Raw genomic sequence first — 25,989 nt, forward strand, 5'->3', positions numbered from 1 at the left:
GGGAAGTTGGCCGTAGGGGCGACCCTTGTGGCCGCCCGCATTATCATAAAAAGAGCGAGATCAGGACCTTTTGTCAGGTTCCGATCTCGCTCTTTGTGTCTGACTGCTTGGATTGCTTATACCAGGAAGTCGGCGGCGATGGTCTCCATCGCGCCGGGGTTGGCGGCGCACCAGGCGTCGAAGTCCAGGCCGGAGGCCTCCACGGTCCGGCCCAGCCTGACCAGGAAGGAAGGGATGTCCCTGGCCAGCAGCATACCCACCTGCTTGCCGAAGCGCTCCTGTCCCTGCCTGTCGCTGCCGTAGAGGTGGAGGGTAAAGGCGGGGGTGGGCGCCTTGTCGATGACCTTGACGCCGCCGTGGAAGCCGATGACGCCGATCTGATGGGTGCCGCAGGAGGAGGGACAGCCGGAGATGTGGATCTGGGGCAGAGCGCCGTCCTTCAGGTGAGCGGCGCGGACCGCCTCCACACAGTCGCGGAGCAGCTTTTGGGAGTCGCCCACGCCCTGCTGGCAGATGGAAGCGCCGATGCAGGCCACCGAGGTTTCAAAGAGATCCCGGGCGCTGTCGGCGGTTAGCTCCGCCACGGCCATGGCCTCCTGACCGGTGAGGTTGACGATATAGGCCGACTCGTCGGGGGCGAGGCGCAGCTCCGCGCCGGGCATACCGGAGAGCAGGTCGCTCAGGGCCGCCATCTGCTCCGGCGCGGGACAGCCGCCCAGGGGGTGGTAGTGGACGGCGTACAGGCCCTCCTGCTTCTGGGCCAGAATCCGCCGTCCGGCGGCAGAGGAGCCGTCGCCCGTTTTGGGGATGGGAGCGGGGGAGACCTCCAGCACCAGCTCGGGGTGCTCCGCCTTGACCTTGGCCAGGGTCTCCCGGTAAGCCGCGATGTAGCCCTCCGCGCCCAGCGTGTCCTGCATATAGCGGGTGCGGGCCTTGGCCCGGTTTTCGTAGTTGCCATGGGCTAGGAAGAGCTCCCACATGGCCCGGATGTGGAAGAGAATCTCACAGGGCGGCACGGCTTCGGCTACCTTCAGGCCCAGCTTGGGGTTGATGCCCAGGCCGCCGGCGCTGTACACGTCAAAGGTACCGTCCGGCCGGGCAGCAAAGCCCAGGTCCCGGAAGGTGGCGTGGGGCAGGTTGGCCGGGCCGTTGGAGAAGCCCACCTTCAGCTTGCGGGGCATTTTTTGGGCCTTGATGAAGGTCATGAGATATTCGCTGGCCGCCTCGGCCCAGGGCATGACGTCGAAATACTCGCCGGGCTCCACGCCGGAGAGGGGAGAGACCATGGCGTTGCGGGGGAAGTCGCCGCCGCCCCCACGGGTGACGATGCCCACGTCCAGCGCCTCCTCCATGATGGCAAAGAGGACGTCGGGCTGGAGGTCGTGGAGCTGGATGGTCTGGCAGGTGGTAAAGTGGAGCTTGTCCACCCCATACTGCCGGACGCAGCGGGCCACAAAGGCCAGCTTTTCCCGATTCAGCCGTCCGCCGGGGGTGCGCAGGCGGAGCATACTGGCCTTGCCGCCCTTCTGGGCGTAGCTGCCGAAGCCGCCGGAGATGCCCTTATACTCCTTGACGGAGGCGTCCCCGGCGTAAAAGCGGCGGGTGGCCTCCTGAAAGACAGGCAGGTCGGCTTTCCAGCTCTGGGGGTCGATGCGGAAATCTTGTTGTGTCATAGTTGATAAGTCCTAACATAAAAAATTTTGAAGTCAATTGAACCGACGGGTATTGTATCACGTCTGAAGGGACTTGTCATCCCTTTTTATGGCCCTTATAATGTCTTTGTATGACAGTACAAAGGAGGAGACCCATGGAAACGGAACGTATCTACGATCTGGACAGTCACGCCGCCCAATGCGCCGCCCGGGTGACGGCCTGTCGGGCCGAAGGGGACGGCTTTTGGGCGGCGCTGGACCGGACCTGTTTTTTCCCCGAGGGCGGCGGACAGTACGGCGACCGGGGAACGCTGCGCACCGACGGCGGCGCGGAATACCCGGTGACCGACACCCAGGAGAAGGCGGGCCAGGTGTGGCACGCCATTCCACGGCCGCTGGCGGTGGGGACCGAGGTGACCGCTCTGCTGGACTGGAAATTGCGCTTTGCCCGGATGCAGTGTCATTCCGGCGAGCATATTTTGTCCGGACTTTTTCACCGTATCCATGGTCTGGACAATGTGGGCTTTCATCTGGGGGACGAGGAGATGACCCTTGACCTGTCCGGACCGGTGACCTGGGAGGAGATACAGGAGATCGAGCGGCTGGCCAACCGGGCGGTGGGGGAGGATGTACCCATTACGGCGGAGTACCCGGACGGGGAGACCCTGGCCCGGCTGGACTACCGCAGCAAGCTGGACCTTACGAACCATGTGCGCATTGTGACCATCCCCGGCTATGACGTGTGCGCCTGCTGCGCCCCCCATGTGAAGCGTACCGGCGAAATCGGCCTCATCCATATCTTGTCCAGCCAGAACTGGAAAAAGGGCGTCCGGCTGCGGGTGCTGTGCGGCAGCCGGGCGGTGGAGGATCTGCTGGAAAAGCAGGTGCTCCTCACCAGGATCGGCGCGCAGCTGTCGGTCCGGCAGCCGGATACCGCCCGGGCGGTGGAGCGGCTGTCGGAGGCTCTGGTCCAGGCCCGCTATGAGAGCGCCTGCCTGGGCAAGCGTCTGGCCCAGGCCATCGCCCAGACCCTGCCGGCGGAAAAGCACGCCCTGGTCATCGAGGAACTGGACACCGACGCCCTCCGGGCGCTGGTCAACGCCGCCGTGGAGCGGGGAGTGCCGCTGTGCGCCGCCTTTGCCCCCAACGGCGACCGGTATTCCTACATCGTGGGCAGCAGCCAAACCGACCTGCGCCCCTGGGTCAAGGAGCTCAACCGGGCCCTCCACGGCCGGGGCGGCGGTCAGGCCGAAATGGTCCAGGGCAGCGTGGCCGCCGACCAGGCGGACATCACCCGCTGGTGGAAATCACTGGGCTACTGAGACAGGGCCTCCAGCCCGTCCCGGTCCAGAATGACCAGCGAGCGGTAGCCGGTACGGATCAGCCCCGCCTTGACGAACCGGGATAGGGTACGGCTCACGGTGACCCGGCTCAGCCCCACCGCCGCGCCCAGCTCCTCGTGGGTACAGGAGAGGACGCCGGTTTCATCGGGGGACAGGGTGAGCAGATAGCGGGCCAGCCGGTGGTCGGCCTGCAAAAAGGCGCTGTCCACATGGGCGGAGAGGAGGCGCACCGTCTGGGCCAGATACTCCAGCATGGATACGGCCAGGTCCGGATGGCGGGCAAAGACATCCTCCAGCCGGGGCCGGTCAATGCGCACCAGCATACACGACGTTACCGCCACCGCCGACGATACCCGGGGCTGCTTATCGAAAAAGGACGCCTCGCCGATGAGGTCGCCGGCGTGGTGGAGGGTGAGGGTCCGCTCCTCGCCGGTGGGCGCGCTGAGAAAGCAGCGGACCGTGCCCGAGACAATGTAATAAAACGCCTCGGCTTCGGTGTCCTGCAAATAGATGAGCTGGCCGGGGGCGTAGGGGAGCGGCGACTGTCCCTCCGCCAGCGGGGACCAGATATTTGCAGAGCTCTTCATAGTAAACAACCGCCTTGTTAGAGTTTAGAGTGGAGAGTGAAGAGTGAAGATATGGTGTCCGGCTTTGCCGGACAATTTGAAATCATTCGCCGCAGGCGAATACCATATCTTCACTCTCAACTCTTTACTCTCCACTCTTTCCGAAATTGTATCACGGTTTACATTCTTTTGGCAAGAAGTCTGCCATACTAAAAAGCAAGAAAGAAACAGGAGGGATTCCGTTATGGGAATGACGATGACCCAGAAGATCCTGGCCCGTCACGCGGGTCTGGACCATGTAGAAGCCGGCCAGCTGGTGGAGGGCAAGCTGGATCTGGTGCTGGGCAATGATATTACCGCTCCGGTGGCCATCACCGAATTTGACAAGGCCGGTCTGACCCAGATTTTTGACAAGGACAAGATCGCCATTGTGCTGGACCACTCCGCGCCCTGCAAGGACATCAAGTCCGCCCAGCTGTGCGCCCAGGCCAGAGAATTTGCCAAGCGCTTCTCCATCACCCACTTTTACGACGTGGGCCAGATGGGCGTGGAGCACGCCCTCATCCCCGAAAAGGGCCTGGCCGCCCCCGGCGAGGCCATCATCGGCGCCGACTCCCACACCTGCACCTACGGCGCCCTGGGCGCTTTCTCCACCGGCGTGGGCTCCACCGACATGGCCGCGGGCATGGCCACCGGCATGGCCTGGTTCAAGGTGCCTTCCGCCATCAAGGTCACCCTCAAGGGCAAGTTCCAGCCTTACGTCTCCGGCAAGGACCTGATGCTCCACCTCATCGGCATGATCGGCGTGGACGGGGCCCTCTATCAGTCGCTGGAGTTCATGGGGGAGGGCGTGGCGTCTCTCACCATGGACGACCGGTTCACCGTGGCCAACATGGCCATTGAGGCCGGTGCGAAAAACGGCATTTTCCCCGTGGACGACGTGACCCGGGCCTATCTCGCCGGCCGTGTGGACCGCCCCTGGGAGGCGGTGGAGCCCGACGCCGACGCGGTGTACGAGCGGGAAGTGGTCATCGACCTCTCCGCCCTGGAGCCCACCGTGGCCCTGCCCCATCTGCCCTCCAACACCCGCACCGTCCAGGAGGTGGCCGGTATGCCCATCCAGCAGGTGGTCATCGGCTCCTGCACCAACGGCCGTCTGGACGACCTCCGGCAGGCCGCGGCCATCCTCAAGGGCAAGAAGGTCCATAACGGGGTGCGCTGCATCGTGCTCCCCGCCACCCAGCAGATCATGCTGGACGCCATGGCCGAGGGCTTGGTGCAGATCTTCATCGAGGCCGGGGCGGCGGTGTCCACCCCCACCTGCGGTCCCTGCCTGGGCGGACATATGGGCGTGCTCTCCAACGGCGAGCGGGCGGTGTCCACCACCAACCGGAACTTTGTGGGCCGCATGGGTCCCACCGACTCGGAGATCATCCTGGCCAGCCCCGCCGTAGCGGCAGCCTCCGCCGTGGCCGGCTGCATCGCGGACCCGAGAGAAGTGTGAAGATAGGAGAGTGAAGAGTGGAGAAAAGGAATTCGCCTCCGGCGAATGATTTTGAAATTGTCCGGCTTTGCCGGATACCATATCTTCACTCTTCACTCTTCACTCTTCACTCTTTACTCTCCACTCTAAATAACAAGGAAAGTGTGGTCTACACCATGAAAGTATATAAGTACGGCGACAACGTGGATACCGACGTGATCATCCCCGCCCGTCATCTGAACAACCCCGACCCCAAGGCCCTGGCCTCCCACTGCATGGAGGACATCGACGCCGACTTCGCCTCCACCGTGGAGGAGGGCGACATCGTGGTGGGCGGCGCCAACTTCGGCTGCGGCTCCTCCCGGGAGCACGCCCCCCTGGCCATCAAGTCCTGCGGCGTCAAGTGCGTCATCGCCAAGAGCTTTGCCCGCATCTTCTACCGCAACGCCATCAACATCGGCTTTCCCATCATGGAGTGCCCCCAGGCCGCCGGGGAGATCGTGCCCGGCCATCAGGTGAGCGTGGACTTCGCCAGCGGCGTCATCACCGACGAGACCACCGGCAAGACTTACCAGGCCGCGCCCTTCCCGGCCTTTGTCAACGGCATCATTGAAAACGGGGGCCTGCTCAACTCCCTGAAAGCGAGAGGTGTGGCGAAATGAATTATAAAATCGCGCTGATCCGGGGCGACGGCATCGGCCCCGAGGTAGTGGGCGAGGCCGTCAACGTGCTGGAGGCCGTGGGAAGGAAGTTCGGCCACAGCTTTACCTATGAGGAAGTGCTGCTGGGCGGCTGCGCCACCGACGCGGTGGGCAAGAGCTACCCCGACGGCACCGCCGAGAAGTGCAAGGCCTGCGACGCCGTCCTGCTGGGTGCGGTGGGCGGTCCCAAGTGGGGCTCCGACAAGCCCGCCGAGCAGCGGCCCGAGACCGCCCTGCTGGCCATCCGCAAGGATTTGGGCCTCTATGCAAACCTCCGTCCGGCGGCGCTGCGTCCCGCCATGGCCGACGCCTGCCCCCTGAAAAAGGAGACGGCGGAAAAGGGCATCGACCTGATGATGGTACGGGAGCTCACCGGCGGCATCTACTTCGGCCAGCGGGAGAAATACGAGACCCCCGACCGGGGCATGGAAGCGGCCGACCGGATGGCTTACTCCGAGATGGAGATCGAGCGCATCGGCCGGAGAGCCTTTGAGCTGGCCCGCCTGCGCCGCAAGAAGGTGTCCAGCGTGGACAAGGCCAACGTGCTGGAAACCTCCCGGCTGTGGCGGAGCGTGATGCACCGCCTGGCGGAGGAATATCCCGACGTGGCCTACGAGGATATGCTGGTGGACAACTGCGCCATGCAGCTGGTCCGGGACCCCGGCCAGTTCGACGTGGTGGTTACCGAGAATATGTTCGGCGACATTCTGTCCGATGAGGCCAGCATGGTCACCGGCTCCATCGGCCTGCTGCCCTCCGCCTCCATCGGCGACACCGCTCCCGGCCTCTACGAGCCCATCCACGGCTCCGCCCCGGACATCGCCGGTCAGGACAAGGCCAACCCCATCGCCACCATTCTCTCCGTGGCCATGATGCTCCGCTACTCCTTCCACCTGGCCGAGGAGGCCGACGCGGTGGAGCGGGCGGTGGACGCCGTGCTGGATCAGGGCTGGCGCACCGCCGACATCGCCGAGCCGGGCGTGACGGCCATCGGCACCAAAGAGATGGGCCGGCTGATCTGCCAGCAGCTGGCCTGAGTCAGACCCGCGCCCATTTGCGAGGACGGACCGTCAATGGTCCGTCCTCTTGCTTTTCCCGGGGGGTTCTGGTATACTAAACACCATCCAAGGAAGAAAAAGGGGGGATTTTTTTGGTCCTTACCATTGATGTAGGCAATTCCAGCACCACCATCGGGCTCTTTGACCTGGACGGAAGAAAGGTGTTCCATTCGGTCCTGGGGACCGATAAGGGCAGCACCCGCGACCAGTGCGCCGTCCGGCTCATGGAGGTGTTCCGCCTCTATCGGGCGGACATCACCGCCGTTACCGGCACCGTCATCTCCAGCGTGGTGCCGCCCATCACCGCCGCCATGTGCGGCGCGGTGGAGCTGCTCACCGGCCGCCGGCCCATCCTCATGGGACCGGGCGTCAAGACCGGCCTCAACATCCGGGCCGAGATCCACGCCCAGCTGGGCACCGATATCGTGGCCTTTTCGGTGGCCGCCATCTCCAAGTATCCCACGCCCCTGGTGGTCATCGACATGGGCACCGCCATTACCATGTCCCTCCTGCGGGGCAATCAGTACGACGGCTGCATCATCATGCCCGGCGTCCATGTGGCTCTGGAGGCCCTCTCCCAGGAGGCCGCCGAGCTGCCCCATATCGCCATTCAGCCCCCCGAAGCCATTCTGGGGCGCAACACCGTGGACGCCATGCGCTCCGGCGTGATCTACGGCAACGCCAGCATGGTGGACGGGATGCTGGACCGCATCGAGGCGGAGACCGGGGAGCATCTGGCGGCGGTGGTGGCCACCGGCGCGGCGTCGCCCGAGATCCTGCGCCACTGCCGCCATGAGATCCAATATGACGCCGACCTGCTGCTGGATGGTCTTTATCTGATTTATCAGAAAAATACGGCCCCCAGGCACCGGAATTGAAGGGAGGGGAGCGGTCATGACCTATACCGGGAAACGGACCAGACGCCTGGCCGGATTGGCGCTGCTCACCGGCCTGGTGCTGGTGCTCCAGACCTGCGCCACCTTCTTTCTCAACCTGGGCGGCTTTCCCATTACGGCGGCCCTCATCCCCATCGTGGTGGGCGCCGCCCTCTACGGCCCCGCCGCCGGCGCCTGCCTGGGCGCGGTGTTCGGCATCGTGACGGCCCTGGCCTGCGGGCTGGGCCTGGACCCCGCCGGCTATATCCTCTTCACCGCTCGGCCGCTGATGACCACCGCCCTCTGCCTGCTCAAGGGCATTCTGGCCGGCTGGCTGCCTGGGCTGGTCTACGCCGCCCTGGGGAGACGGCATCCCACCAGAGGTGGATTTTTGGCCTCGGTGTCCGCGCCGGTGGTCAATACCGGCGTCTTTGCGGCGGGAGTGGTCCTCTTTTATCCGGCGGTGCTGGAGGCGTGGGCCGGCGGTACATCGGTAGCCTACTATCTCGTGGCGGTTCTGATCGGCGTCAATTTTTTGGTGGAATTCACCGTCAACGCCGTGCTGAGCACCGTGGTGGTGCGGGTGCTGTCCGCCTACGGACACCGCAACCCCCGCCGCAGATGACCCCCTTTTCCGCAGGGAAATGAGGACTTGCTTTTTAGCGCGTCAGCGCATATAATATCCATGATTTTTGTATGATGAGAGGGAGAGATCACCGTGAAAGCACTTTCCACCATCGCCCAGGCCGTCCAGGCATCCACCACAATGGCGATTGATTCCATGTTCAAGCAGATGAAGGCCGACGGCGTGGACGTCATCGGCTTCGGCGCGGGCGAGCCCGATTTCCCCACGCCAGATGAGATCAAGGAGGCCGGCATTGCCGCCATCCGGGAGAACTACACCCGCTACACCCCCGCCGTGGGCTCCCTGGAGCTGCGCAAGGCCATCTGCGGCCGGGTGGAGGCGGATTTCGGCGTCCACTATGCGCCCAGCCAGGTGGTGGTGGCCAGCGGCGCCAAGCACGCGGTGTATATCGCCCTGCGCGCCATCGTCAACCCCGGCGACGAGGTCATCCTGCCCGCCCCGTACTGGGTGAGCTATATTGAGCTCATCCGCATCATGGGCGGAATCCCCGTGGTCATCGAGGCCAAGGAGGCCGACGGCTTCAAGATCACCGCCCGGCAGCTGGCCGACGCCATTACCCCCAAGACCAAGGCCCTCATTCTGAACAATCCCTCCAACCCCACCGGCATGATGTACAACAGGGAGGAGCTGGAGGCCCTGGCCAAGGTGTGCGTGGAGCAGGACCTCTATGTGGTGGCCGATGAGATTTACAGCTGCCTGGTCTATGACGGAAAGCCCTTTGTGAGCTTCGCCTCTCTGGGCGAGGAGGTCAAAAAGCACACCGTGCTGGTCAATGGCGTGTCCAAGGCCTACGCCATGACCGGCTGGCGCATCGGCTATGCCTGCGCCGACCCCTCTGTGGCCAAGGTCATGGCAAATTATATCAGCCATTCCACCGGCTCTCCCTGCGCCATCTCCCAAAAGGCGTCGGAGGCCGCCATGGCCGGCTCCCAGGAGAAGGTGGAGACCATGCGCCAGGCCTTTGAGGAGCGGCGCAATTACATCGTCCGGCGGATGAACGCCATTCCCAACGTGAGCTGTATCATGCCCGAGGGCGCGTTCTACGTGATGATGAACCTGAAGGACCTGCTGGGCAAGACCATCCAGGGGGTCACCATCACCGACGACAACGTCTTTGCCGACCTCTTCCTGAAAAAGGGCCTGGTGGCGGTGGTGCCCGGCTCCGGCTTCGGCGCACCCAACTTCGTCCGCTGGTCCTACGCCTGCTCCATGGACAACATCCGGGAGGGCCTGGACCGCCTGGAGAAATTCCTGGCGGAGTAAAAACAGAAAAAGGGGTACTTCCATGAGTAAAAACGTATACGAAAGCCCGCTGTCCTCCCGCTACGCCAGCGACGAGATGCAGTACATTTTCTCTCCCGACAAGAAATTCTCCACCTGGCGCCGCCTGTGGGTGGCCCTGGCCCGGGCCGAGATGGAGCTGGGCCTCCCCGTGACCCAGGAGCAGGTGGACGAGATGGAGGCCCACCTCACCGACATCGACTACGACGTGGCCGCCGCCTATGAAAAGAAGCTGCGCCACGACGTGATGGCCCATGTCCACACCTTCGGCGAGCTGTGCCCCAAGGCCATGCCCATCATCCACCTGGGGGCCACCAGCTGCTATGTGGGGGACAACACCGACGTGATCCTCATGCGGGAGGCCCTGCTGCTGGTGAAGGACAAGCTGGTGCAGGTCATTTCTCATCTGGCCGCCTTTGCGGACAAGTATAAGGCCCTGCCCACCCTGGGCTTTACCCACTTCCAGCCCGCGCAGCTGGTCACCGTGGGCAAGCGGGCCACCCTCTGGATGAATGAGCTCCTGATGGACCTGGAGGAGGTGGAGCACCGGATCTCCACCCTGAAGCTGCTGGGCTCCAAGGGCACCACCGGCACCCAGGCCTCCTTCCTGGAGCTCTTCGAGGGGGACCACGAAAAGTGCAAGGAGCTGGAGCGGAAGATTGCCGCCGAGATGGGCTTTGACGCCAGCGTCCCCGTCTCCGGCCAGACCTATTCCCGCAAGATGGACTATGCCGTGCTGTCCACCCTGTCCGGTATCGCCCAGAGCGCCAGCAAGTTCGCCACCGACCTGCGCCTTCTCTGCCACCTGAAGGAGGTGGAGGAGCCCTTTGAGAAAAACCAGATCGGCTCCTCCGCCATGCCCTATAAGCGCAACCCCATGCGCTGCGAGCGGATCTGCTCTCTGGCCCGCTACGTTATTGCCGACGCCATGAATCCCGCCATCACCTCCTCCACCCAGTGGTTCGAGCGCACTTTGGACGACTCGGCCAACAAGCGCCTGAGCGTGCCCGAGGCCTTCCTGGCGGTGGACGCCATCCTCAATATCTACGCCAACGTGGCCGGCGGTCTGGTGGTCCACGAGAAGGTCATCGAAAAGCACGTCATGGAGGAGCTGCCCTTCATGGCCAGTGAGAATATCATGATGGACGCCGTCAAGAAGGGCGGCAACCGGCAGGAGCTCCACGAGCGCATCCGGGTCCTGTCCCAGGAGGCCGGGGCCAACGTGAAGGACCGGGGCCTCTCCAACAACCTCATCGACCTCATCGCCGCCGACCCCATGTTCGGCATGAGCCGGGAGGAGCTCACCGCCCATCTGGAGCCCAGCCGCTACATCGGCCGGTGCCCCGAGCAGGTGGAGGACTTTTTGCGGGAGTATGTAACCCCCGTGCTGGAGGCCAACGCCGCGGCTTTGTCCAAAAAAGAGACCGAGCTCAAGGTCTGACGCCCCTTTGCCGGGCGGAAGCATCCCGCTTCCGCCCGGCTTTTTCCATAAAAAGAGGGGAAAGCATGGGACATGGAGATGGAAAAATCGAAGCCGAGGTTATTTCGGTTTCCGTTGAGGTTTGAAGGCGGGTATGGTATAATAGCGCTATGGCATTGCGCCAAAGTCCAAGCTGCTCTTTTCCCGCGCCAATCGGCGCGCATCCAGATTGTATCGCAATTAAGGAGGGCTTTTCAAATGGCAGAATCCAAGGTAAAACGTATCGGCGTATTTACAAGCGGCGGCGACGCCCCCGGTATGAACGCGGTCATCCGCTCTGTGGTGCGTACCGCCGTCCATATGGGCATTGAGTGCATCGGCATCCGCCGCGGCTATCACGGCCTCATCAACGGCGACTTTACCACCCTGGACTTCAACAGCGTCAGCGGCCTGTCCCGCCGGGGCGGCACCATGCTCTACTCCGCCAGAAGCAAGGAATTTATGACCGAAGCCGGTCAGGACCGCGCCATTGCCACCTGCAAGCTGCTGGGCATCGACGGTCTGGTGGGCGTCGGCGGCGACGGTACGTTCCGGGGCCTCCAGGTTCTGGCCAGAAGGGGAATCGCGGTGATCGGCGTCCCCGGCACCATCGACAACGACATCTCCTGCTCCTCCTATACCATCGGCTACGATACCGCCTGCAATACCGCCATCGACTCCATCGACCGCCTGCGCGACACCATGCAGTCCCACGAGCGCTGCTCCGTGGTGGAGGTCATGGGCCGTCATGCCGGTCACCTGGCCCTCTATGTGGGCGTGGCCTGCGGCGCCACCGCCGTGGTCATCCCCGAGCAGGAGCTGGATTATGAGCATGACCTCATCGAGCCCATCCGCCGGGCCCGCATCAACGGCCGCACCCACTTCATGGTCATCGTGGCCGAGGGCGTGAAGGGCGGCGCTTACGAGGTGGCCAACCAGATCCGGGAGGCCACCGCCCTGGATACCCGCGTCACCATTCTGGGCCACGTCCAGCGCGGCGGCGCGCCCTCCGCCCGGGACCGTGTCACCGCCACCCACATGGGCTATGAGGCCGTCCGCCTCCTGGTCGAGGGGAAGAGCGGCCGGGTCATCGGCCAGCAGGAGGACCGCTACGTGGACTTCGACATCGAAGAGGCCCTGTCCATGAAGAAGAGCCTGGACCTCCAGACCTACACCGTCATGGGCGCCCTCACCGGCATGGAGCAGGTCAAGCTGCGCCAGGAGTAAACCACGCCATTGAAAGAACAAAAAAGGGTATGCGTGTCAAAGCGCATACCCTTTTTCTATTGCCGCCTGACGAAAAAAGGACGCGCCGTTTTCTGCGGCGCGTCCTTTTGTGCGGACAAGAGGGGAGAGGGGCTTACATCTCGGTGGTGAGGACCTTCTTCAGGCGGGCAAAGCGGGGCAGGGAGTTCTCCTTGGGACCGTTGGCCTCGCCCTGGATGAGGGGCAGGACATAGTCGATGAAGGGCTGCTCGATGCCGTTGCCAGCGGCGTTGATCCACTCGCGGGGGACCTTCTTCTCGAAGTTGGCCACGATGTCCAGGGGCTGGAGAACGGTCTCGCACTTGTAGCCGTTGGCGTCGCGGGTGCACTGGAAGGCCACCATCTTGTCGGTGATGCCGGACACGGCGGCCTCGACAGCGGCCTTACCGGCGGCAAACGCCTCGTCGATGTCGGTCTTGGAGCCCACGTGAGAGCCGCAGCGCTGGAGGAGGGAGAGCTCGATGCCGCGGACCTTGGCGCCGGTCTTGTTCTTGATGGTGTCGGCCAGCTTGACGGCCAGACCGCCCAGCTGAGCATGGCCAAAGCCGTCGGTGGCGGAGGTCTCAGCCTCGGAGACGAAACGGCCATCGGCGTAGTGGATGCCCTCGGAGACGGCCACCATGCACTTGCCGGTTTTGTTGTAGATGTCGGTCACGTCCTGGATGAACTGATCCATGTCGAAGTCCACCTCGGGCAGGTAGACCAGGTCGGGGCCGCAGCCGGTCAGATTGGCCAGAGCGGCGGAGCCGGCCAGCCAGCCGGCGTGACGGCCCATGATCTCCACCACGGTGACCATGCCGGTGTCGTAGACGTGGGCGTCCTGCCACACTTCGGCGCAGGAGGTGGCGATGTACTTGGCGGCGGAGGCAAAGCCGGGGCAGTGGTCGGTGCCGTTGAGGTCGTTGTCGATGGTCTTGGGCACGCCCATGACGCGGCACTCATAGCCCATCTTCTGCATATACTTGGAGATCTTGTTGCAGGTGTCCATGGAGTCGTTGCCGCCGTTGTAGAAGAAGTAACGGACGTTGTACTTCTTGAAAATCTCCAGGATGCGCTTATAATCGGTGTCGTCCACGTCCGGGTCGGCCAGCTTATAGCGGCAGGAGCCCAGGGCGGAGGAGGGGGTATATTTCAACAGATCCAGCTCGGCGGCATCTTCCTGGCTCATGTCATAGAGCTTGTCGTCCAGCACACCCTTGATGCCGTGAGCGGCGCCCAGGACCCGGGTGATGTTCTCATTGTCCAGAGCGGTACGGATAACGCCCAGAGCACTGGCGTTAATCACCGCGGTAGGACCACCGGACTGACCGATAATGCACGCGCCTTTGAGTTCGTTCATAGCTTAATCCTCCTGTTACATTAAAACTGCCGGCGTTTTGTGCGCTTTTTTTCTTTTTGCCGGCACAATTTAGATATTTATGTGATATATCTAAATTTTTCATTATTATATCATGCCCTCTTGTAATTATCAATCACTAATGGTAAAATCAATGTGTAATTAAAAAAAGGAGATGAGCCCTATGCCTTTGGTCACATCTACTGAAATGTTCAAGAAGGCCTACAACGGCGGTTACGCCATCGGCGCCTTCAACGTCAACAACATGGAAATCGTTCAGGGTATCACGGAGGCCGCCCAGGAACTCAACGCCCCCGTCATCCTCCAGGTTTCCAAGGGCGCCCGCGCCTATGCCAACCACACCTACCTGGTGAAGCTGGTTGAGGCCGCTGTCATCGAGACCGGTCTGCCCATCGTCCTCCATCTGGACCATGGCGACAGCTTCGAGACCTGCAAGAGCTGCATCGACGGCGGCTTTACCTCCGTCATGATTGACGCCAGCTCCAAGCCTTTTGCCGAGAACATTGAGATCACCAAGAAGGTCGTGGAGTATGCTCACGATCACGGCGTGGTGGTCGAGGCCGAGCTGGGCGCTCTGGCCGGTGTGGAAGATGAGGTCAACGTCTCTGCCGAGGATTCTCACTACACCCGCCCCGAGGAAGTGGAAGAGTTCGTCACCAAGACCGGCTGTGACTCCCTGGCCATCGCCATCGGCACCAGCCACGGCGCCTACAAGTTCACCGCCGCTCAGTGCACCCGCAACGAGAAGGGCGAGCTGGTTCCCCCTCCGCTGCGCTTCGACATCCTGGACGAGGTCGTCCGCCGTCTGCCCGGCTTCCCCATCGTGCTCCACGGTTCTTCCTCCGTGCCCCAGGAGTACGTCAAGATGGTCAACCAGTATGGCGGCAAGATGCCCGACGCCGTCGGCATCCCCGAGGAGCAGCTCCGTCAGGCTGCCCGCGGCGCGGTCTGTAAGATCAACATCGACTCCGACCTGCGTCTGGCCATGACCGGCACCATCCGTAAGTTCTTCGCCGAGCATCCCGAGAAGTTCGACCCCCGCGAGTACCTGAAGCCCGCCCGGGCCAACATCAAGGAGCTGGTCAAGCACAAGATCGTCAACGTGCTGGGCTGCGACGGTAAGGCCTAATCTCGTTTCCATAACTTTATAGCCTGCCGAAGAGGGCGCATCGCAACGCGATGCGCCCTCTTTTTGTCTGCTGCATAGAATGGCGTGGAAAGGGGAGTGGCACAGATGGCGCTCATCCCATATGACCGGGAGGCCGCCGTGGCCTATGCCCACCGGTGGGCCTATGGCAGAAACCCGCAATTCTATGATTACGAGGATCTGGGGGGAGACTGCACCAATTTTGCCTCCCAGTGCCTGTACGCCGGCGCGGGAGTGATGAATTTTACCCCCGTGTTCGGCTGGTACTACATCGACCCCAACGACAAGGCACCGGCCTGGAGCGGCGTGGAGTTTTTCTGGAATTTCCTGACCCGTTCCGAGGAGACCATGGGCCCCTTTGGCCGGAGCTGCCGGCTGTGGGAGATCAAACCCGGGGATTTTGTCCAGCTGTGGAACACCCGGGACCGGTTCAGCCACACGCCGGTGGTGGTACAGACCGGACGCATTCCCACGCTGCGCAATACTCTGGTGGCCGCCCACTCGGAGGACGCCGATTACCGGCCGCTGAGCACCTATTCCTTTCAAAAGATCCGGTTTCTGCATATTCTAGGGGTGCGAACAGGACCGGACAGGGAAGTGGGGCCGCTGCTTCAGGGACAGTGACAGGGGAGCGGGGAAGTGGGGACGCTTTGCACCTCACTCCTCGCTCTGTACTTTTTTCTCCCGTTTTCGCCCCAAAGGATTGGCTTTTGCGGCGATACGCATACTTTCACTGTCCACATGGGTATAGATCTGGGTGGTGTTCAGATTCTCGTGGCCCAGCACCTCCTGGAGGGTGCGCACATCCACGCCGTTTTGCAGCATCAAGGTGGCGGCGGTGTGGCGCAGCTTGTGGCTGGAGTAGAGGCTGCTGTCCAGCCCGGCCTTTTTGAGGCGCTGCTTGACCATGTAGTGGACCGCGTCCCGGGTCATACGGCCGTGCCGACGGGTGATAAAAAGGGCGTTTGGGTCGGTGGAGGCGCTGTGGGAGCGCTCCTCCAGCCAGTCGTCCAGCGCCTGACGGCAGGCGTCGTTCAGGTACAAAATACGCTCTTTGTTGCCTTTGCCCAGGACGCGAAGCTGGTTTTCCCGCACATCCCGGACATTGAGGGCCACCAGCTCCGAGATACGCAGGCCGCAGTTGAGGAACAGGAGCAAAATACAGGTATCTCTTGTTTTGTTGGGTTCGTCCACCGCATCCAGCAGCTGGTAGCACTGGTCCAGGGTGAGATAGCGCGGCAGGGTTTTTTTGAGCCGGGGCGCGTCCAGGTCCTGCATGGGGTTTTCGGTGATGAGCTTGGCCTTGCTGGAGAGGTACTTAAAAAAGGAACGGATGGTGGCCACTTTGCGGGCGCGGGACGGGGCGCTGAGAGACCGGTCCCGGTCCAGATAATCCATAAAGGCGTACACGTCGGCCAGGGTCACGGTACGGATCAGATCCAGGCTGATATCGTCGATCCCGATCTGGTCCCAATCGGTATCCCGGCTGACCAGGCCCTTGTGGACCTTGAGGAACCGGAAAAAGGTACGCAGGTCCAGATAATACTCGTCCACTGTTTTGATGGAGTGTCCCTGGATGGTGCGGTGGTATGTGAGAAAATCACGAATGAGTTCCGGTGTTTGTGTGCGATAATCCAAAATCATCGGGCGTCTGGGGCTGGCCGGTCCCGGCGGGCCTAAAGGGGCCGTTTTCCCGGGAAGAGGGGTTTTTACCTCCCTCCAACTCAACAAAATTTTTATTTTGTTGAGTTGAGTATAGGGCCCTCCGACGCCCGTTCACCTCCTTCCAATGGCTGCCGGCCCTTATAAAATGGCGGCCAGCGCCTCGCGGATGTTTTTGACCCGGATGAGCTGCAAGCCCTCCGGTTCGCTGAGCTTGCCGCTGCTGCGGGCCGGGATGAGACATTTGGTAAAGCCCAGCCGCCGCACCTCGCTCAGCCGCTGGCCAAGGGCGTTCACCGACCGTAGCTCGCCGGTCAGACCGACCTCGCCGATGGCGGTCAGATCGCTGGGCACCGGCCGGTCCCGAAAACTGGATGCCAGCGCCATAATGGTGGCCAGATCCGCCGCAGGCTCGTCCAGCGACAGTCCCCCGATGACGTTGATATAGGCGTCGCAGGACCCCACCATCAGTCCGCCCCGCTTTTCCAGTACCGCCAAAAGCAGCATGGCCCGGTTGAAGTCGAAGCCGTTGGAGGTCCGCCGGGGCACGTTGAAGCTGGTGGGCGTCAGCAGGGCCTGTACCTCGGCCAGCACCGGACGCACCCCCTCCATCACACAGGTCACGCAGGTACCCGGCGTGTCGGTGGGACGGCCGGACAGCAGCATCTCCGACGGATTGGGCACCTCCGCCAGGCCGTCGTCCGCCATCTCAAAGACGCCGATCTCGTTGGTGGCTCCAAAGCGGTTTTTGGCCGCCCGCAGGATGCGGTAGGAATTTTGCTGCTCGCCCTCGAAATAGAGCACGCAGTCCACCATATGCTCCAGCACCTTGGGGCCGGCGATGGAGCCCTCTTTGTTGACGTGGCCAATGACAAAGACCGTGATCCCCTGCCCCTTGGAGAGCTGCATCAGGGTCATGGTGCAGTCCTTGACCTGTCCCACGCTGCCCGGCGCGGTGGAGAGATCGCCGTTATAAAGGGTCTGGATGGAGTCCACGATCAGAATATCAGGCTGAAGCCCGCTGACCGCCTCCAGCACGTCCTCCAGATTGGTCTCCGAGAGCAGATAGAGCCCTTCCCCCCCAATATGCAGCCGCTCGGCGCGGAGCTTGATCTGCCGTTCCGATTCCTCGCCGGATACATAGAGCACCTTGGCAAAGCGGCAGAGGGTATCGCAGATCTGGAGCATCAGGGTGGATTTGCCGATGCCCGGCGCGCCGCCCACCAAAACCAAAGAGCCCTTTACCGCTCCCCCGCCCAGCACCCGGTCCAGCTCGTTCATGCCGGTCTCAAAGCGCAGCTCATGGGTGGTCTCCACCTGGGAGAGCAGCTTGGGCTGCCGCAGCGGCGGAAGGGCCCCTCCCCCGCTTCTGGCGCCCGCCGCCATGGAAGCGCTGGCTGCTTTCTTCTTCGGCTCGGCGGGACGCTCCACAATGGTGTTCCATGCGTGGCAGGCGGGACACTGTCCCGCCCATTTCGGCAGTTCATTGCCGCATTCCGTACAATAAAATAAGATTTTTGACTTTGCTGCCATGGGTCTCTCCTTATGTCTGTTGTGTCCATTGAAACCACGCCCCGGCCAGTACCAGGGCCAGCTTGCGCTGATAATCGTCCCGAAGGAGCAACTGTTCCTCCTCCGGATTGCTCAAAAACCCGCACTCCACCAGAATGGCCGGGCAGGTCACATGGTTCATGAGGTAAACGGTATCCGGAATGGGCTTTGCCTCCCGGCTGTTTTCCGGGTCCAGGGTCTGACGCAGCAGCGCCTGGGTCTGCTGGGCGAAAAGCGCGCTGCCCTCTCCCCCGCCGTAAAACACCTGAGCGCCGTGGTACCGGCTGTCCGGATAGGAATTTTGATGGATGCTGATGAGCACCCCGTTGGGACAGGCCTCCACCGCCGCCGCACGGTTGTGGAGATCGGAGGACTTTTTTTCCCGCAAAGTGTCCGCCTCCGGGTCGTGCAGCGAGACGTCCTCCCGCCGCAGCACCTCCGGGACCGTACCGCAAAGGACGAGGACCCATTCCAGCTTGCGTGTAATGGCTAGATTGATGCCGCTTTCCGCCACACCGGTGACGGATACGGCCCCGCCGTCCTCCCCCCCGTGCCCGGCGTCCAGAATGGGGACAGGGCCGCTGGCTCCCAGCGTCTGTGATGCCGTGACCGATTTCGGCGGAGAGAGGGCCAGCCCCAGGAGCATCCCTGCCAGGACCACACCGGTCACCGCCCACAGCAAAAGCGTCGTTTTTTCCAGCCGCATGGCTACACCCCCCGCTGGGAGGATATGAGTCCTCCGGCGGCGCTATGACCTAAGGATGATTATATCATGTGTTTCCGCCTGGGTACACCCCATTTTTCCCAAAAGTACCGTTGCTTTTTGACACGAAATGGTATAGTATAGAGGTATCATCGAAACGAGGGAGGTCATTGCCATGGTATTTGACAACATCAAAAACGCTCAGCTCTACTACGGCCTGGGCGAGCGCTTCCGCACGGCGCTGGAGTGGATGGCGACCGCCGATGTGTCTGGTCTGAGCAATCGGGATCAGGTGGTCATCGACGGCGATAACGTGTACGCCAAATATTTCGATATGGAGACCAAATCCCCCGAGGGCGCCATGCCGGAGGGCCACAGCAACTATGCCGACATCCAGTACCTGCTGGATGGTGAAGAGGCGGTGGGCTATGCCCTCAAGGGTTCGGAGCCGCCCGCCAAGCCCTACAACCCGGAGAAGGATATCGCCTTCTGGGACGTACCCTACAGCACCATCCGGCTCAAGGCGGGCGACTTTTACATCGTCTGGCCCGATGATCTCCATGCGCCCCGCCTGGCGCTGGGCGAGCCGGGCAAGGTCCGCCTGCTGGTGGTCAAGGTGAAGCTCAACTAAATAACCACACATACCGACGGGAGGACGGGCTGATACACGGCCTGTCCTCTCTTTTTCCGTGTATGCGGCAACGCAGCATCCGCTGCAAGGTCCTCTGTAAGATCGCAGATGGGATCTGCTTTGACGCCGATGTAGGCGGCGGTCCAGGGGGCTCCGCTGGCGGCGGTGGGATAGACGCCCACGCCGTGGTCGGTGAAGTAGGGGGCGAAATTGCCCATGCGGGGGTCATCTTTTGAGAGATTGCGGGTCAGCTGATAGACCAGGGTACCGATCATCTCCAGATGTCCCAGCTCTTCGGTGCCGATGTCGGTGAGCAGCCCCTTCAGCTCCGGATAGGGCATGGCGTAGCGCTGGCTCAGATAGCGGATGGAAGCGCCCAGCTCTCCGTCCGGTCCGCCATACATCAATAGACGATGATTTTAACCTGCATATCCCGTCCGCTCCTCCAGCAGCGTCACATTGCCCCGCAGGCGCGCGTTATCCGGCTCCAGCGCCAGGGCGTGCCTGGCCTCCGCCAGGGCCAAAACGTCCCGCCCCGTCCGGGAAAACGCAATGGCCCGCAGATCGTGAGGCAGACTTCCCCATGGTTCCGCCTCGCAGATATAGGTCCGGGGCCGCTCTGTAATGGCCAGCGCACAGCCTGTAAGGTACAAAACCCCGTCCCACTCCCCCAGTTCATAGAGCAGATAGGCCAGCTCCACATACCCCTCCCGCAGATGGGGCGCCTCCGCGATGGCCCGCAAATACCAGTCCCGCGCCGTCCGGTCCTCCCCCTTCCTCCGGTACGCCCGGGCGATATACCGCATGGACGCCGCCCGCTCATCCTTCCAGGTGGCGGTGGGCATGGACAGATGGTGCTCCAAGGTGCGGATGCAGTCGTCCCAGCGCTGGTGGAACAGATATTCCCGCCCCAAATAGTGCATGTTCCGGTCGTCCTCCGGCGCTTCCGCTACGGACAGCTCCAGCAGCGGCAGATACTGCGCCCTGGATTTCGCTGGATCCGGGTGGTGATCCAGCTGCATCCCGTCCACCCGCACCGTGGGGCCGGGCGTCCCATCCCCTGTCCAGGCCAGCACCTCGTGGACCGGATGCACCCACCGGTAGCCCTTTCGGGCGTGGACCTTCTCATACCAAAACACCACCCCCTCCCCGCCGTCCGGCCGGAAGGACCAGGTGTACCGATAGGTCGCCTGTCCCGTGCCAGGAAGCCATGCCGCCTCCAGCAGCGCCCGCCACCCGGGGTGGAACACCTCGTCCAGATCGGTGCAGACGCAGATGTCCGTATCCTCCGGCACCAGCGCCAGGGACCGGTTCCGCGCCGTGTCAAACCGCCAGGGCATGACGGTCTCCACCGTCACCTCCGCCCCTCTGGCCCGCAGCTGCTCCACAGTGCCGTCGGTGGAACCCGTGTCCAGCACCACCACCCGATCCGCCTCTCCCATGGAGTCCATCCACCGGTCTACGAATTGGACCTCATCTTTACAGATGGCATATACCACAATCTTCATGTTCTCCCCCTCTCTCACCGTTGAAGGCTGCCGTCCCTCAATTGACGGCAGCCTTCTCTGTTTCCCTCTATTATTAGCGGGATGCTGTTATGTGGGAATATCGCCCAGACGAGTGATGTTCAGCGCCACGGCGTCAGCCAGATAAGCGCCGCCCGTCGGCACCACCTGGAGGGTAGTGGGTACGCTGGACACCGACAGCGGAACGGAAAAGGACGGCTCAGAGGTATCCGTGGCGCTTTGGAAGGTATAAGGCACCGACGCGCCGGGGACAACAGACCCGTTTTGCTCCAAAGAGGTGACGATATTCACCGGGAAGCTGTTTTCGGCATTGGGGGAAATGACCCCATGAAAATCCACGTTATAGACGCCGGGCTGATTGATGGTAGCGGTACTGCTGCCGGCGGTATGGGAAATATCACTGCCGTAGCTCAGGGCATTCCGGTCAAATTCAATGGGATCGCCGGAATTGCCTCCCTGAGAGGGAGTGGAATAGGCGGACAGCAGACTGACGGGGGCTGTGGGACCGGTAGGACCGGTTGCGCCCGTCATGCCGGTGGGCCCGGTGGGACCGGTAACGCCCGCTGCACCGGTGGGTCCGGTGGGACCGGTAACGCCCGCTGTGCCGGCGGGTCCGGTAGGACCGGTAACGCCCGTCGCGCCTACCGCGCCGGTAGGCCCAGTGGGACCCGTCGCGCCCGCTGCACCGGTGGGTCCGGTGGGACCGGTAACGCCCGTCATGCCGGTGGGCCCGGTGGGACCGGTAACGCCCGCTGCACCGGTGGGTCCGGTGGGACCGGTAACGCCCGCCATGCCGGTGGGCCCGGTGGGACCGGTAACGCCCGCCATGCCGGTGGGCCCGGTGGGACCGGTAACGCCCGCTGTGCCGGCGGGTCCGGTAGGACCGGTAACGCCCGTCGCGCCTACCGCGCCGGTAGGCCCAGTGGGACCCGTCGCGCCTGCCATGCCGGCGGGTCCCGTCGCGCCTGCGGGGATGATAAAATCAAAAATAGCGTGCTCCGCCGTACCGGAGTTGCTTACCTCCACATCGGTCCCAGGGGCGCCCGTTGTGACTGTCCCAACTTCCAAAGTCGCGGCAGCGCCAGCGGGGCCGGTTGGGCCCGTCGCTCCGTCAGGACCGGGAATTCCCTGGGGGCCGGTGGGACCCGTGGGTCCGGTCGCACCGTCAGGACCGGGTACCCCCTGGGGGCCGGTGGGACCTGTTGGGCCAGGCGGACAAGGGGGCGGACAGGGCGGCGGACAGGGGCAAGGCGGCTTGGGCGGGCACATTCCGCACCCGCCGTTGAGATAGGCCGCCACGCTCTCCTCCTGGAGCCGCTCCCAGTCAGAAGAACAATATCGTTTCATAGCTTCTCCTTGCATACATAAAGGAAAGGACCTGTGGCTTTGCCACACACCATCCTATGTATACGACGCCACAGATGCCCCTACAAATAAAAAAGGAGCCTTGAAACCCTTACGGTTCCAAGGCTCCCAGGCAGTCCGAGTGGCGGGATTCGAACCCACGGCCTCTTGGACCCGAACCAAGCGCGATACCAAGCTTCGCCACACCCGGATATGAGCCTCTTCCTTTTTTACAGAAAAGACCCGATAGCCAGTTATTAATTATAGCCGCTGACCGCCGCTCTGTCAAGCTTTATTTTTCCGGACCGCCGGAGTACTTCCCTGCTCCGGCGGTCCGGCAGACGCTCTCTTTAGTTGGCGTGCTTCTTCTGGAGATAGTCGTCCATGGCGGCGGCAGCCTTCTTGCCCGCGCCCATGGCCAGAATCACGGTGGCCGCGCCGGTCACCGCATCGCCGCCGGCGTACACGCCCTCACGGCTGGTGGCCATAGTCTCCTCATCCGCCACCAGGCAGCCCTTCCGGTTGGCGTCCAGACCGGGGGTGGTGGAGCGGATCAGCGGGTTGGGGCTGGTACCCAGGCTCATGACCACGGTGTCCACTTCCAGCTCAAACTCGGAGCCGGGCACCTCGATGGGACGGCGGCGGCCGGAGGCGTCCGGCTCACCCAGTTCCATCTTGATGCACTCCATACCGCGGACCTTGCCGTGGCCGTCGTCCAGCACCTTGACGGGATTATTGAGGAACAGGAACTCAATGCCCTCTTCCTTGGCGTGATGGATCTCCTCGCGGCGGGCGGGCATGGCCTCCTCGTCCCGGCGGTATACCACATATACATGCTCGGCCCCCATGCGCTTGGCACAGCGGGCCGCGTCCATGGCCACGTTGCCGCCGCCTACGATGGCCACCGCCTTGCTGTCCTTCAGCGGCGTATCATACCCTTCCTTATACGCCTTCATCAGGTTGATGCGGGTCAGATACTCGTTGGCCGAGTACACACCGGCCAGCGCCTCGCCGGGAATGCCCATGAACATGGGAAGACCGGCGCCGGAGCCCACGAAAATGGCCTCGTAGCCGTCGTCAAACATCTCGTCGATGGTGTAAGTACGGCCCACCACCATGTCGGTCTCCACGTCCACGCCCAGGGCGGACAGCTTGTCCACCTCGTTCTGCACGATGGCCTTGGGCAGACGGAACTCGGGGATGCCATACACCAGCACGCCGCCGGCGGTGTGGAAGGCCTCAAAGATGGTGACCTCATACCCCTTGCGGGCCAGGTCGCTGGCGCAGGTCAGGCTGGCAGGACCGGAGCCCACCACCGCCACACGGATGCCGTTGCTCTGGGGCTTCTGGGGCATGGCGTTCACGTTGGCCCGGTACCAGTCGGCCACAAAGCGCTCCAGACGGCCAATGGCCACCGGCTCGCCCTTGATGCCCCGGACGCAGTGACACTCGCACTGGCTCTCCTGGGGGCAGACGCGGCCGCTGATGGAGGGCAGGGCATTGGTGTCGGTGATAATGTCATAGGCGGCCTGGAAATCGCCCTCGGCCACCTTGGCGATGAACTCGGGAATGCGGATGTTCACCGGGCAGCCCGCCACACAGGGCTTGTTCTTGCAGTTCAGACAGCGCTGGGCCTCGTCTATGGCCATCTCGGCGGTATAGCCCATGGCCACCTCTTCAAAGTTATGGTTGCGGACGTTGGGGTCCTGCTCCGGCATGGGATTTTTGGTAGCTCTCATATTCGGCATGTTCTTCGACCTCCCTACTTAGTGGATCATATCGTGGGCCAGCTGCTCCATCCGGCAGGCGTGACGCTCCTTCTCCTGGGCCTCCCGCTCGCGGTAGACGGAGTTGCGGTTCATCAGCTCGTCGAAATCCACCTGGTGGCCGTCAAAGTCGGGGCCGTCCACACAGGCAAACTTCATCTTGCCCCCCACCGTCACACGGCAGCAGCCGCACATGCCGGTGCCGTCGATCATGATGGGGTTCAGGCTGACCAGAGTCTTGATCCCATAGGGCTCGGTGGTCTTGGAGACAAATTTCATCATGGGCACGGGGCCAATGGCGATGACGGCGTCATACTGATTGCCCGCCTCGATGAGGGCCTTGAGCTTGTCGGTGACAAAGCCCTTCTCGCCGTAGGTGCCGTCGTCGGTGGTGAGATAGAAGTGGTCGCTGGCCGCCTTGAACTCCTCCTCCAGGATGACGATGTCCTTGGAGCGGAAGCCGGCGATGACGTCCACCTCGATGCCCTCGGCATGGAGGCTCTTGGCCTGGGGATAGGCGATGGCACAGCCTACGCCGCCGCCGACCACGCAGACCCGCTTGATGTTCTCCCCCAGCTCGGGACGGGTGGGCTGGCCCAGCGGGCCCACAAAGTCCTGGATGGTGTCGCCCTCGTTCAGATCCCCCAGCAGCTGGGTAGTGAGGCCGACTTTCTGGAACATAATGGTAATGGTGCCCTTCTCGCGGTCGTAGTCGCCGATGGTCAGAGGGATGCGCTCCCCCTTCTCATCCAGGCGCAGAATGATGAACTGCCCGGCCTGCGCCTTCTTGGCGATCCGGGGCGCCTCCACCTCCAGCAGGGTAACGCTGGGATTGAGGACCTGTTTTCTCACGATCTTGACCATAACTGATTGACCATTCCTTTCCTATTCCTGCCGCCGGGGCTACCCGCATACCACGGCGCTTACTCGGCTCTCTCCGGGCAGGCAAAAACAGCAGCGCAAAGCCCGCCCCTTCCGGAACGGTCTCCCACTTACTTTATCATGTCAAAGATAGCAGTTTCCCACCCTTTTGTCAAGGAACATTCCCGGCTTTTTCCCCACTTTTATTTCCATTTCCGCCAGGTCAGCACAATCGTAAAGTTGCCGTCGACTAACTCAGCGTCCACCGTCCCGCCCATCCGAAGCGCCAGAGTCTTGACGATGGCCAGACCCAGGCCGGTATTCCGGCCGGTGCGCATCTTATCGGAGGTAAAAAACCGGTCAAAGACGTGTTGGGCGTCCTCCGGGTTCAGGTCCGGGGCGGCGTTGGTGAAGCGGCTCACCACCCGCTCCCCCGCTTCATAGAGCCGGATGGTCATGGGGCTCTGTCCGTGGTCCAGGGCGTTGCGCAGCAGGTTGGTCATCACCCGCAGGGCACCCCCCGGGTCGGCCCGCACCGCCGGGATGTGCTCGTCCAGTTCCACCCGCATATCAAAGCCGGCGTCCGTAAAATCCTGATAAAAGGAGGCCAGCAGCTCGGCCAGCACCCCCCGCAGATCCACCTGGGCCTCCTCCAGGGGAAACTCCCCCCCTTCCAGCCGGGACAGGTCGTAAAAGCTGGTGATGAGCCGCTGGAGGGCCTGGGAGCGGCTGCGCACCACCTCCAGATAGGCTCTCCGCTCCTCCGGCGAAAGGTTCTCGTCCTCCAGAAGCTGCAAATAGCCCAGAATAGAGGTCAGTGGGGTGCGCAGATCGTGGGAAATGTTGGAAATTTGGCGCCGTAGCTCCTTCTCCCGGGCCCGGCCCTCCGTCCGATCCTCCATGCGCAAGGCCAACAGCCGGTTCACCTCGGCCAACAGATCCTCCGCCGCGCCGTTTGGCGCCGCCAGACGGACCCGTCCCCCGCTGCCCTGCGCCTCCAGCGCCCGCAGCTGCTCCGCCGCCCCGCGCAGCGCCCGGTTCTGTGTCCACAGCCGGAAGCCCAAAACCACACTCGTCAATCCCAGCAGAATACAGACGATCACCATCTGCC

Annotated in this window: 23 protein-coding genes, 1 tRNA gene and 1 pseudogene; 12 read left to right on the forward strand and 13 right to left on the reverse strand. The window is 62.7% G+C overall.

Going from position 1 to position 25,989, the window contains the following annotated elements; all coding sequences use genetic code 11:
* Window positions 1–116: 116 nt before the first annotated feature.
* A complete protein-coding gene (locus H7U37_RS00305; RefSeq protein ID WP_204872676.1) occupies window positions 117–1,673 on the reverse strand; it encodes a nitrite/sulfite reductase in 1,557 nt (518 codons plus the stop codon).
* A 134-nt stretch (window positions 1,674–1,807) separates the two neighbouring features.
* Between H7U37_RS00305 and H7U37_RS00310 the strand changes: the two genes are divergently transcribed.
* Window positions 1,808–2,974: an alanyl-tRNA editing protein gene (locus H7U37_RS00310; protein WP_204872678.1), complete on the forward strand. Its 1,167-nt coding sequence runs from the start codon at window positions 1,808–1,810 to the stop codon at window positions 2,972–2,974.
* On the opposite strand, the gene H7U37_RS00315 is transcribed toward H7U37_RS00310, so the two are convergent.
* Window positions 2,968–3,582, reverse strand: a complete 615-nt coding sequence (locus H7U37_RS00315) for a Crp/Fnr family transcriptional regulator (protein ID WP_204872680.1) — start codon at window positions 3,580–3,582, stop codon at window positions 2,968–2,970. The two genes, H7U37_RS00310 and H7U37_RS00315, sit on opposite strands and share 7 nt — an antisense overlap.
* 223 nt (window positions 3,583–3,805) lie before the next feature.
* Between H7U37_RS00315 and leuC the strand changes: the two genes are divergently transcribed.
* From leuC to pfkA, 8 genes are all read left to right on the forward strand, one after another.
* The gene (gene leuC / locus H7U37_RS00320; RefSeq protein ID WP_204872682.1) at window positions 3,806–5,065 is read left to right on the forward strand and encodes a 3-isopropylmalate dehydratase large subunit; all 1,260 of its coding nucleotides are present in this window, start codon (window positions 3,806–3,808) and stop codon (window positions 5,063–5,065) included.
* A 155-nt stretch (window positions 5,066–5,220) separates the two neighbouring features.
* A complete protein-coding gene (locus tag H7U37_RS00325; protein WP_204872685.1) occupies window positions 5,221–5,706 on the forward strand; it encodes a 3-isopropylmalate dehydratase small subunit in 486 nt (161 codons plus the stop codon).
* Window positions 5,703–6,782, forward strand: coding sequence for a 3-isopropylmalate dehydrogenase (leuB, locus tag H7U37_RS00330; protein WP_204872686.1), 1,080 nt, complete (start codon window positions 5,703–5,705; stop codon window positions 6,780–6,782). The genes H7U37_RS00325 and leuB overlap by 4 nt, the downstream gene beginning before the upstream one ends.
* Before the next feature lie 113 nt (window positions 6,783–6,895).
* Window positions 6,896–7,681, forward strand: a complete 786-nt coding sequence (locus tag H7U37_RS00335; RefSeq protein ID WP_204872688.1) for a type III pantothenate kinase — start codon at window positions 6,896–6,898, stop codon at window positions 7,679–7,681.
* Between the two features lie 16 nt (window positions 7,682–7,697).
* Window positions 7,698–8,303 carry an ECF transporter S component gene (locus H7U37_RS00340; protein WP_204872690.1) on the forward strand — a complete coding sequence of 202 codons (606 nt, stop codon included), beginning with the start codon at window positions 7,698–7,700 and terminating at the stop codon, window positions 8,301–8,303.
* A 93-nt stretch (window positions 8,304–8,396) separates the two neighbouring features.
* On the forward strand, window positions 8,397–9,587 hold the full coding sequence (locus H7U37_RS00345) for a pyridoxal phosphate-dependent aminotransferase (protein ID WP_338049720.1): 1,191 nt from the start codon (window positions 8,397–8,399) through the stop codon (window positions 9,585–9,587).
* A gap of 22 nt (window positions 9,588–9,609) precedes the next feature.
* Window positions 9,610–11,046 (forward strand): adenylosuccinate lyase, encoded by a 1,437-nt coding sequence (gene purB, locus H7U37_RS00350; RefSeq protein WP_204872692.1) that lies wholly within the window; start codon window positions 9,610–9,612, stop codon window positions 11,044–11,046.
* Window positions 11,047–11,283: 237 nt separating this feature from the next.
* Window positions 11,284–12,291: a 6-phosphofructokinase gene (gene pfkA / locus H7U37_RS00355; protein WP_204872694.1), complete on the forward strand. Its 1,008-nt coding sequence runs from the start codon at window positions 11,284–11,286 to the stop codon at window positions 12,289–12,291.
* 133 nt (window positions 12,292–12,424) lie between these two features.
* Here the strand turns inward: pfkA and H7U37_RS00360 are convergent, their stop codons facing one another.
* The gene (locus tag H7U37_RS00360) at window positions 12,425–13,669 is read right to left on the reverse strand and encodes a 6-phosphofructokinase (protein WP_204872696.1); all 1,245 of its coding nucleotides are present in this window, start codon (window positions 13,667–13,669) and stop codon (window positions 12,425–12,427) included.
* 181 nt (window positions 13,670–13,850) lie between these two features.
* Between H7U37_RS00360 and fba the strand changes: the two genes are divergently transcribed.
* Together fba and H7U37_RS00370 are read left to right on the forward strand one after the other, a co-directional pair.
* Complete coding sequence (gene fba, locus H7U37_RS00365; protein WP_204872697.1) at window positions 13,851–14,816, forward strand: class II fructose-1,6-bisphosphate aldolase; 966 nt, start codon at window positions 13,851–13,853, stop codon at window positions 14,814–14,816.
* Between the two features lie 105 nt (window positions 14,817–14,921).
* The gene (locus tag H7U37_RS00370; RefSeq protein ID WP_204872698.1) at window positions 14,922–15,458 is read left to right on the forward strand and encodes an amidase domain-containing protein; all 537 of its coding nucleotides are present in this window, start codon (window positions 14,922–14,924) and stop codon (window positions 15,456–15,458) included.
* 33 nt (window positions 15,459–15,491) lie between these two features.
* Here the strand turns inward: H7U37_RS00370 and H7U37_RS00375 are convergent, their stop codons facing one another.
* The 3 genes from H7U37_RS00375 to H7U37_RS00385 all read right to left on the reverse strand — a co-directional run bounded on the left by H7U37_RS00375 (window position 15,492) and on the right by H7U37_RS00385 (window position 18,753).
* Entirely contained in the window at window positions 15,492–16,478 is a 987-nt protein-coding gene (locus H7U37_RS00375; protein ID WP_204872699.1) for a tyrosine recombinase XerC, read from the reverse strand.
* Between the two features lie 159 nt (window positions 16,479–16,637).
* Entirely contained in the window at window positions 16,638–18,029 is a 1,392-nt protein-coding gene (gene radA / locus H7U37_RS00380) for a DNA repair protein RadA (RefSeq protein WP_204872700.1), read from the reverse strand.
* Between the two features lie 10 nt (window positions 18,030–18,039).
* Entirely contained in the window at window positions 18,040–18,753 is a 714-nt protein-coding gene (locus H7U37_RS00385) for an N-acetylmuramoyl-L-alanine amidase (protein ID WP_243413503.1), read from the reverse strand.
* A gap of 172 nt (window positions 18,754–18,925) precedes the next feature.
* Here H7U37_RS00385 and H7U37_RS00390 point away from each other — a divergent pair, with 172 nt between their 5' ends.
* On the forward strand, window positions 18,926–19,381 hold the full coding sequence (locus tag H7U37_RS00390) for a NanQ anomerase/TabA/YiaL family protein (RefSeq protein WP_204872701.1): 456 nt from the start codon (window positions 18,926–18,928) through the stop codon (window positions 19,379–19,381).
* 77 nt (window positions 19,382–19,458) lie between these two features.
* On the opposite strand, the pseudogene H7U37_RS00395 reads toward H7U37_RS00390, so the two are convergent.
* The 7 genes and pseudogenes from H7U37_RS00395 to H7U37_RS00425 form a co-directional block, all read right to left on the reverse strand.
* Window positions 19,459–19,785: pseudogene (locus H7U37_RS00395) on the reverse strand (manganese catalase family protein); the annotation flags it as partial.
* Between the two features lie 15 nt (window positions 19,786–19,800).
* A complete protein-coding gene (locus H7U37_RS00400) occupies window positions 19,801–20,889 on the reverse strand; it encodes a tetratricopeptide repeat-containing glycosyltransferase (protein ID WP_204872703.1) in 1,089 nt (362 codons plus the stop codon).
* 87 nt (window positions 20,890–20,976) lie between these two features.
* Window positions 20,977–21,933 (reverse strand): collagen-like domain-containing protein, encoded by a 957-nt coding sequence (locus H7U37_RS15965; protein WP_338049722.1) that lies wholly within the window; start codon window positions 21,931–21,933, stop codon window positions 20,977–20,979.
* A 455-nt stretch (window positions 21,934–22,388) separates the two neighbouring features.
* Window positions 22,389–22,462: transfer RNA gene (locus tag H7U37_RS00410), tRNA-Pro, on the reverse strand.
* A gap of 139 nt (window positions 22,463–22,601) precedes the next feature.
* Window positions 22,602–23,999 (reverse strand): NADPH-dependent glutamate synthase, encoded by a 1,398-nt coding sequence (gltA, locus tag H7U37_RS00415; RefSeq protein WP_204872704.1) that lies wholly within the window; start codon window positions 23,997–23,999, stop codon window positions 22,602–22,604.
* Window positions 24,000–24,017: 18 nt separating this feature from the next.
* Entirely contained in the window at window positions 24,018–24,881 is an 864-nt protein-coding gene (locus tag H7U37_RS00420; RefSeq protein ID WP_204872706.1) for a sulfide/dihydroorotate dehydrogenase-like FAD/NAD-binding protein, read from the reverse strand.
* Between the two features lie 200 nt (window positions 24,882–25,081).
* The gene (locus H7U37_RS00425; RefSeq protein ID WP_204872708.1) at window positions 25,082–25,984 is read right to left on the reverse strand and encodes a sensor histidine kinase; all 903 of its coding nucleotides are present in this window, start codon (window positions 25,982–25,984) and stop codon (window positions 25,082–25,084) included.
* Between the last annotated feature and the right edge of the window lie 5 nt (window positions 25,985–25,989).

It is taken from the genome of Pseudoflavonifractor phocaeensis (assembly GCF_016901735.1).
In the GTDB taxonomy this organism is placed as follows: Bacteria; Bacillota; Clostridia; order Oscillospirales; family Oscillospiraceae; genus Pseudoflavonifractor_A.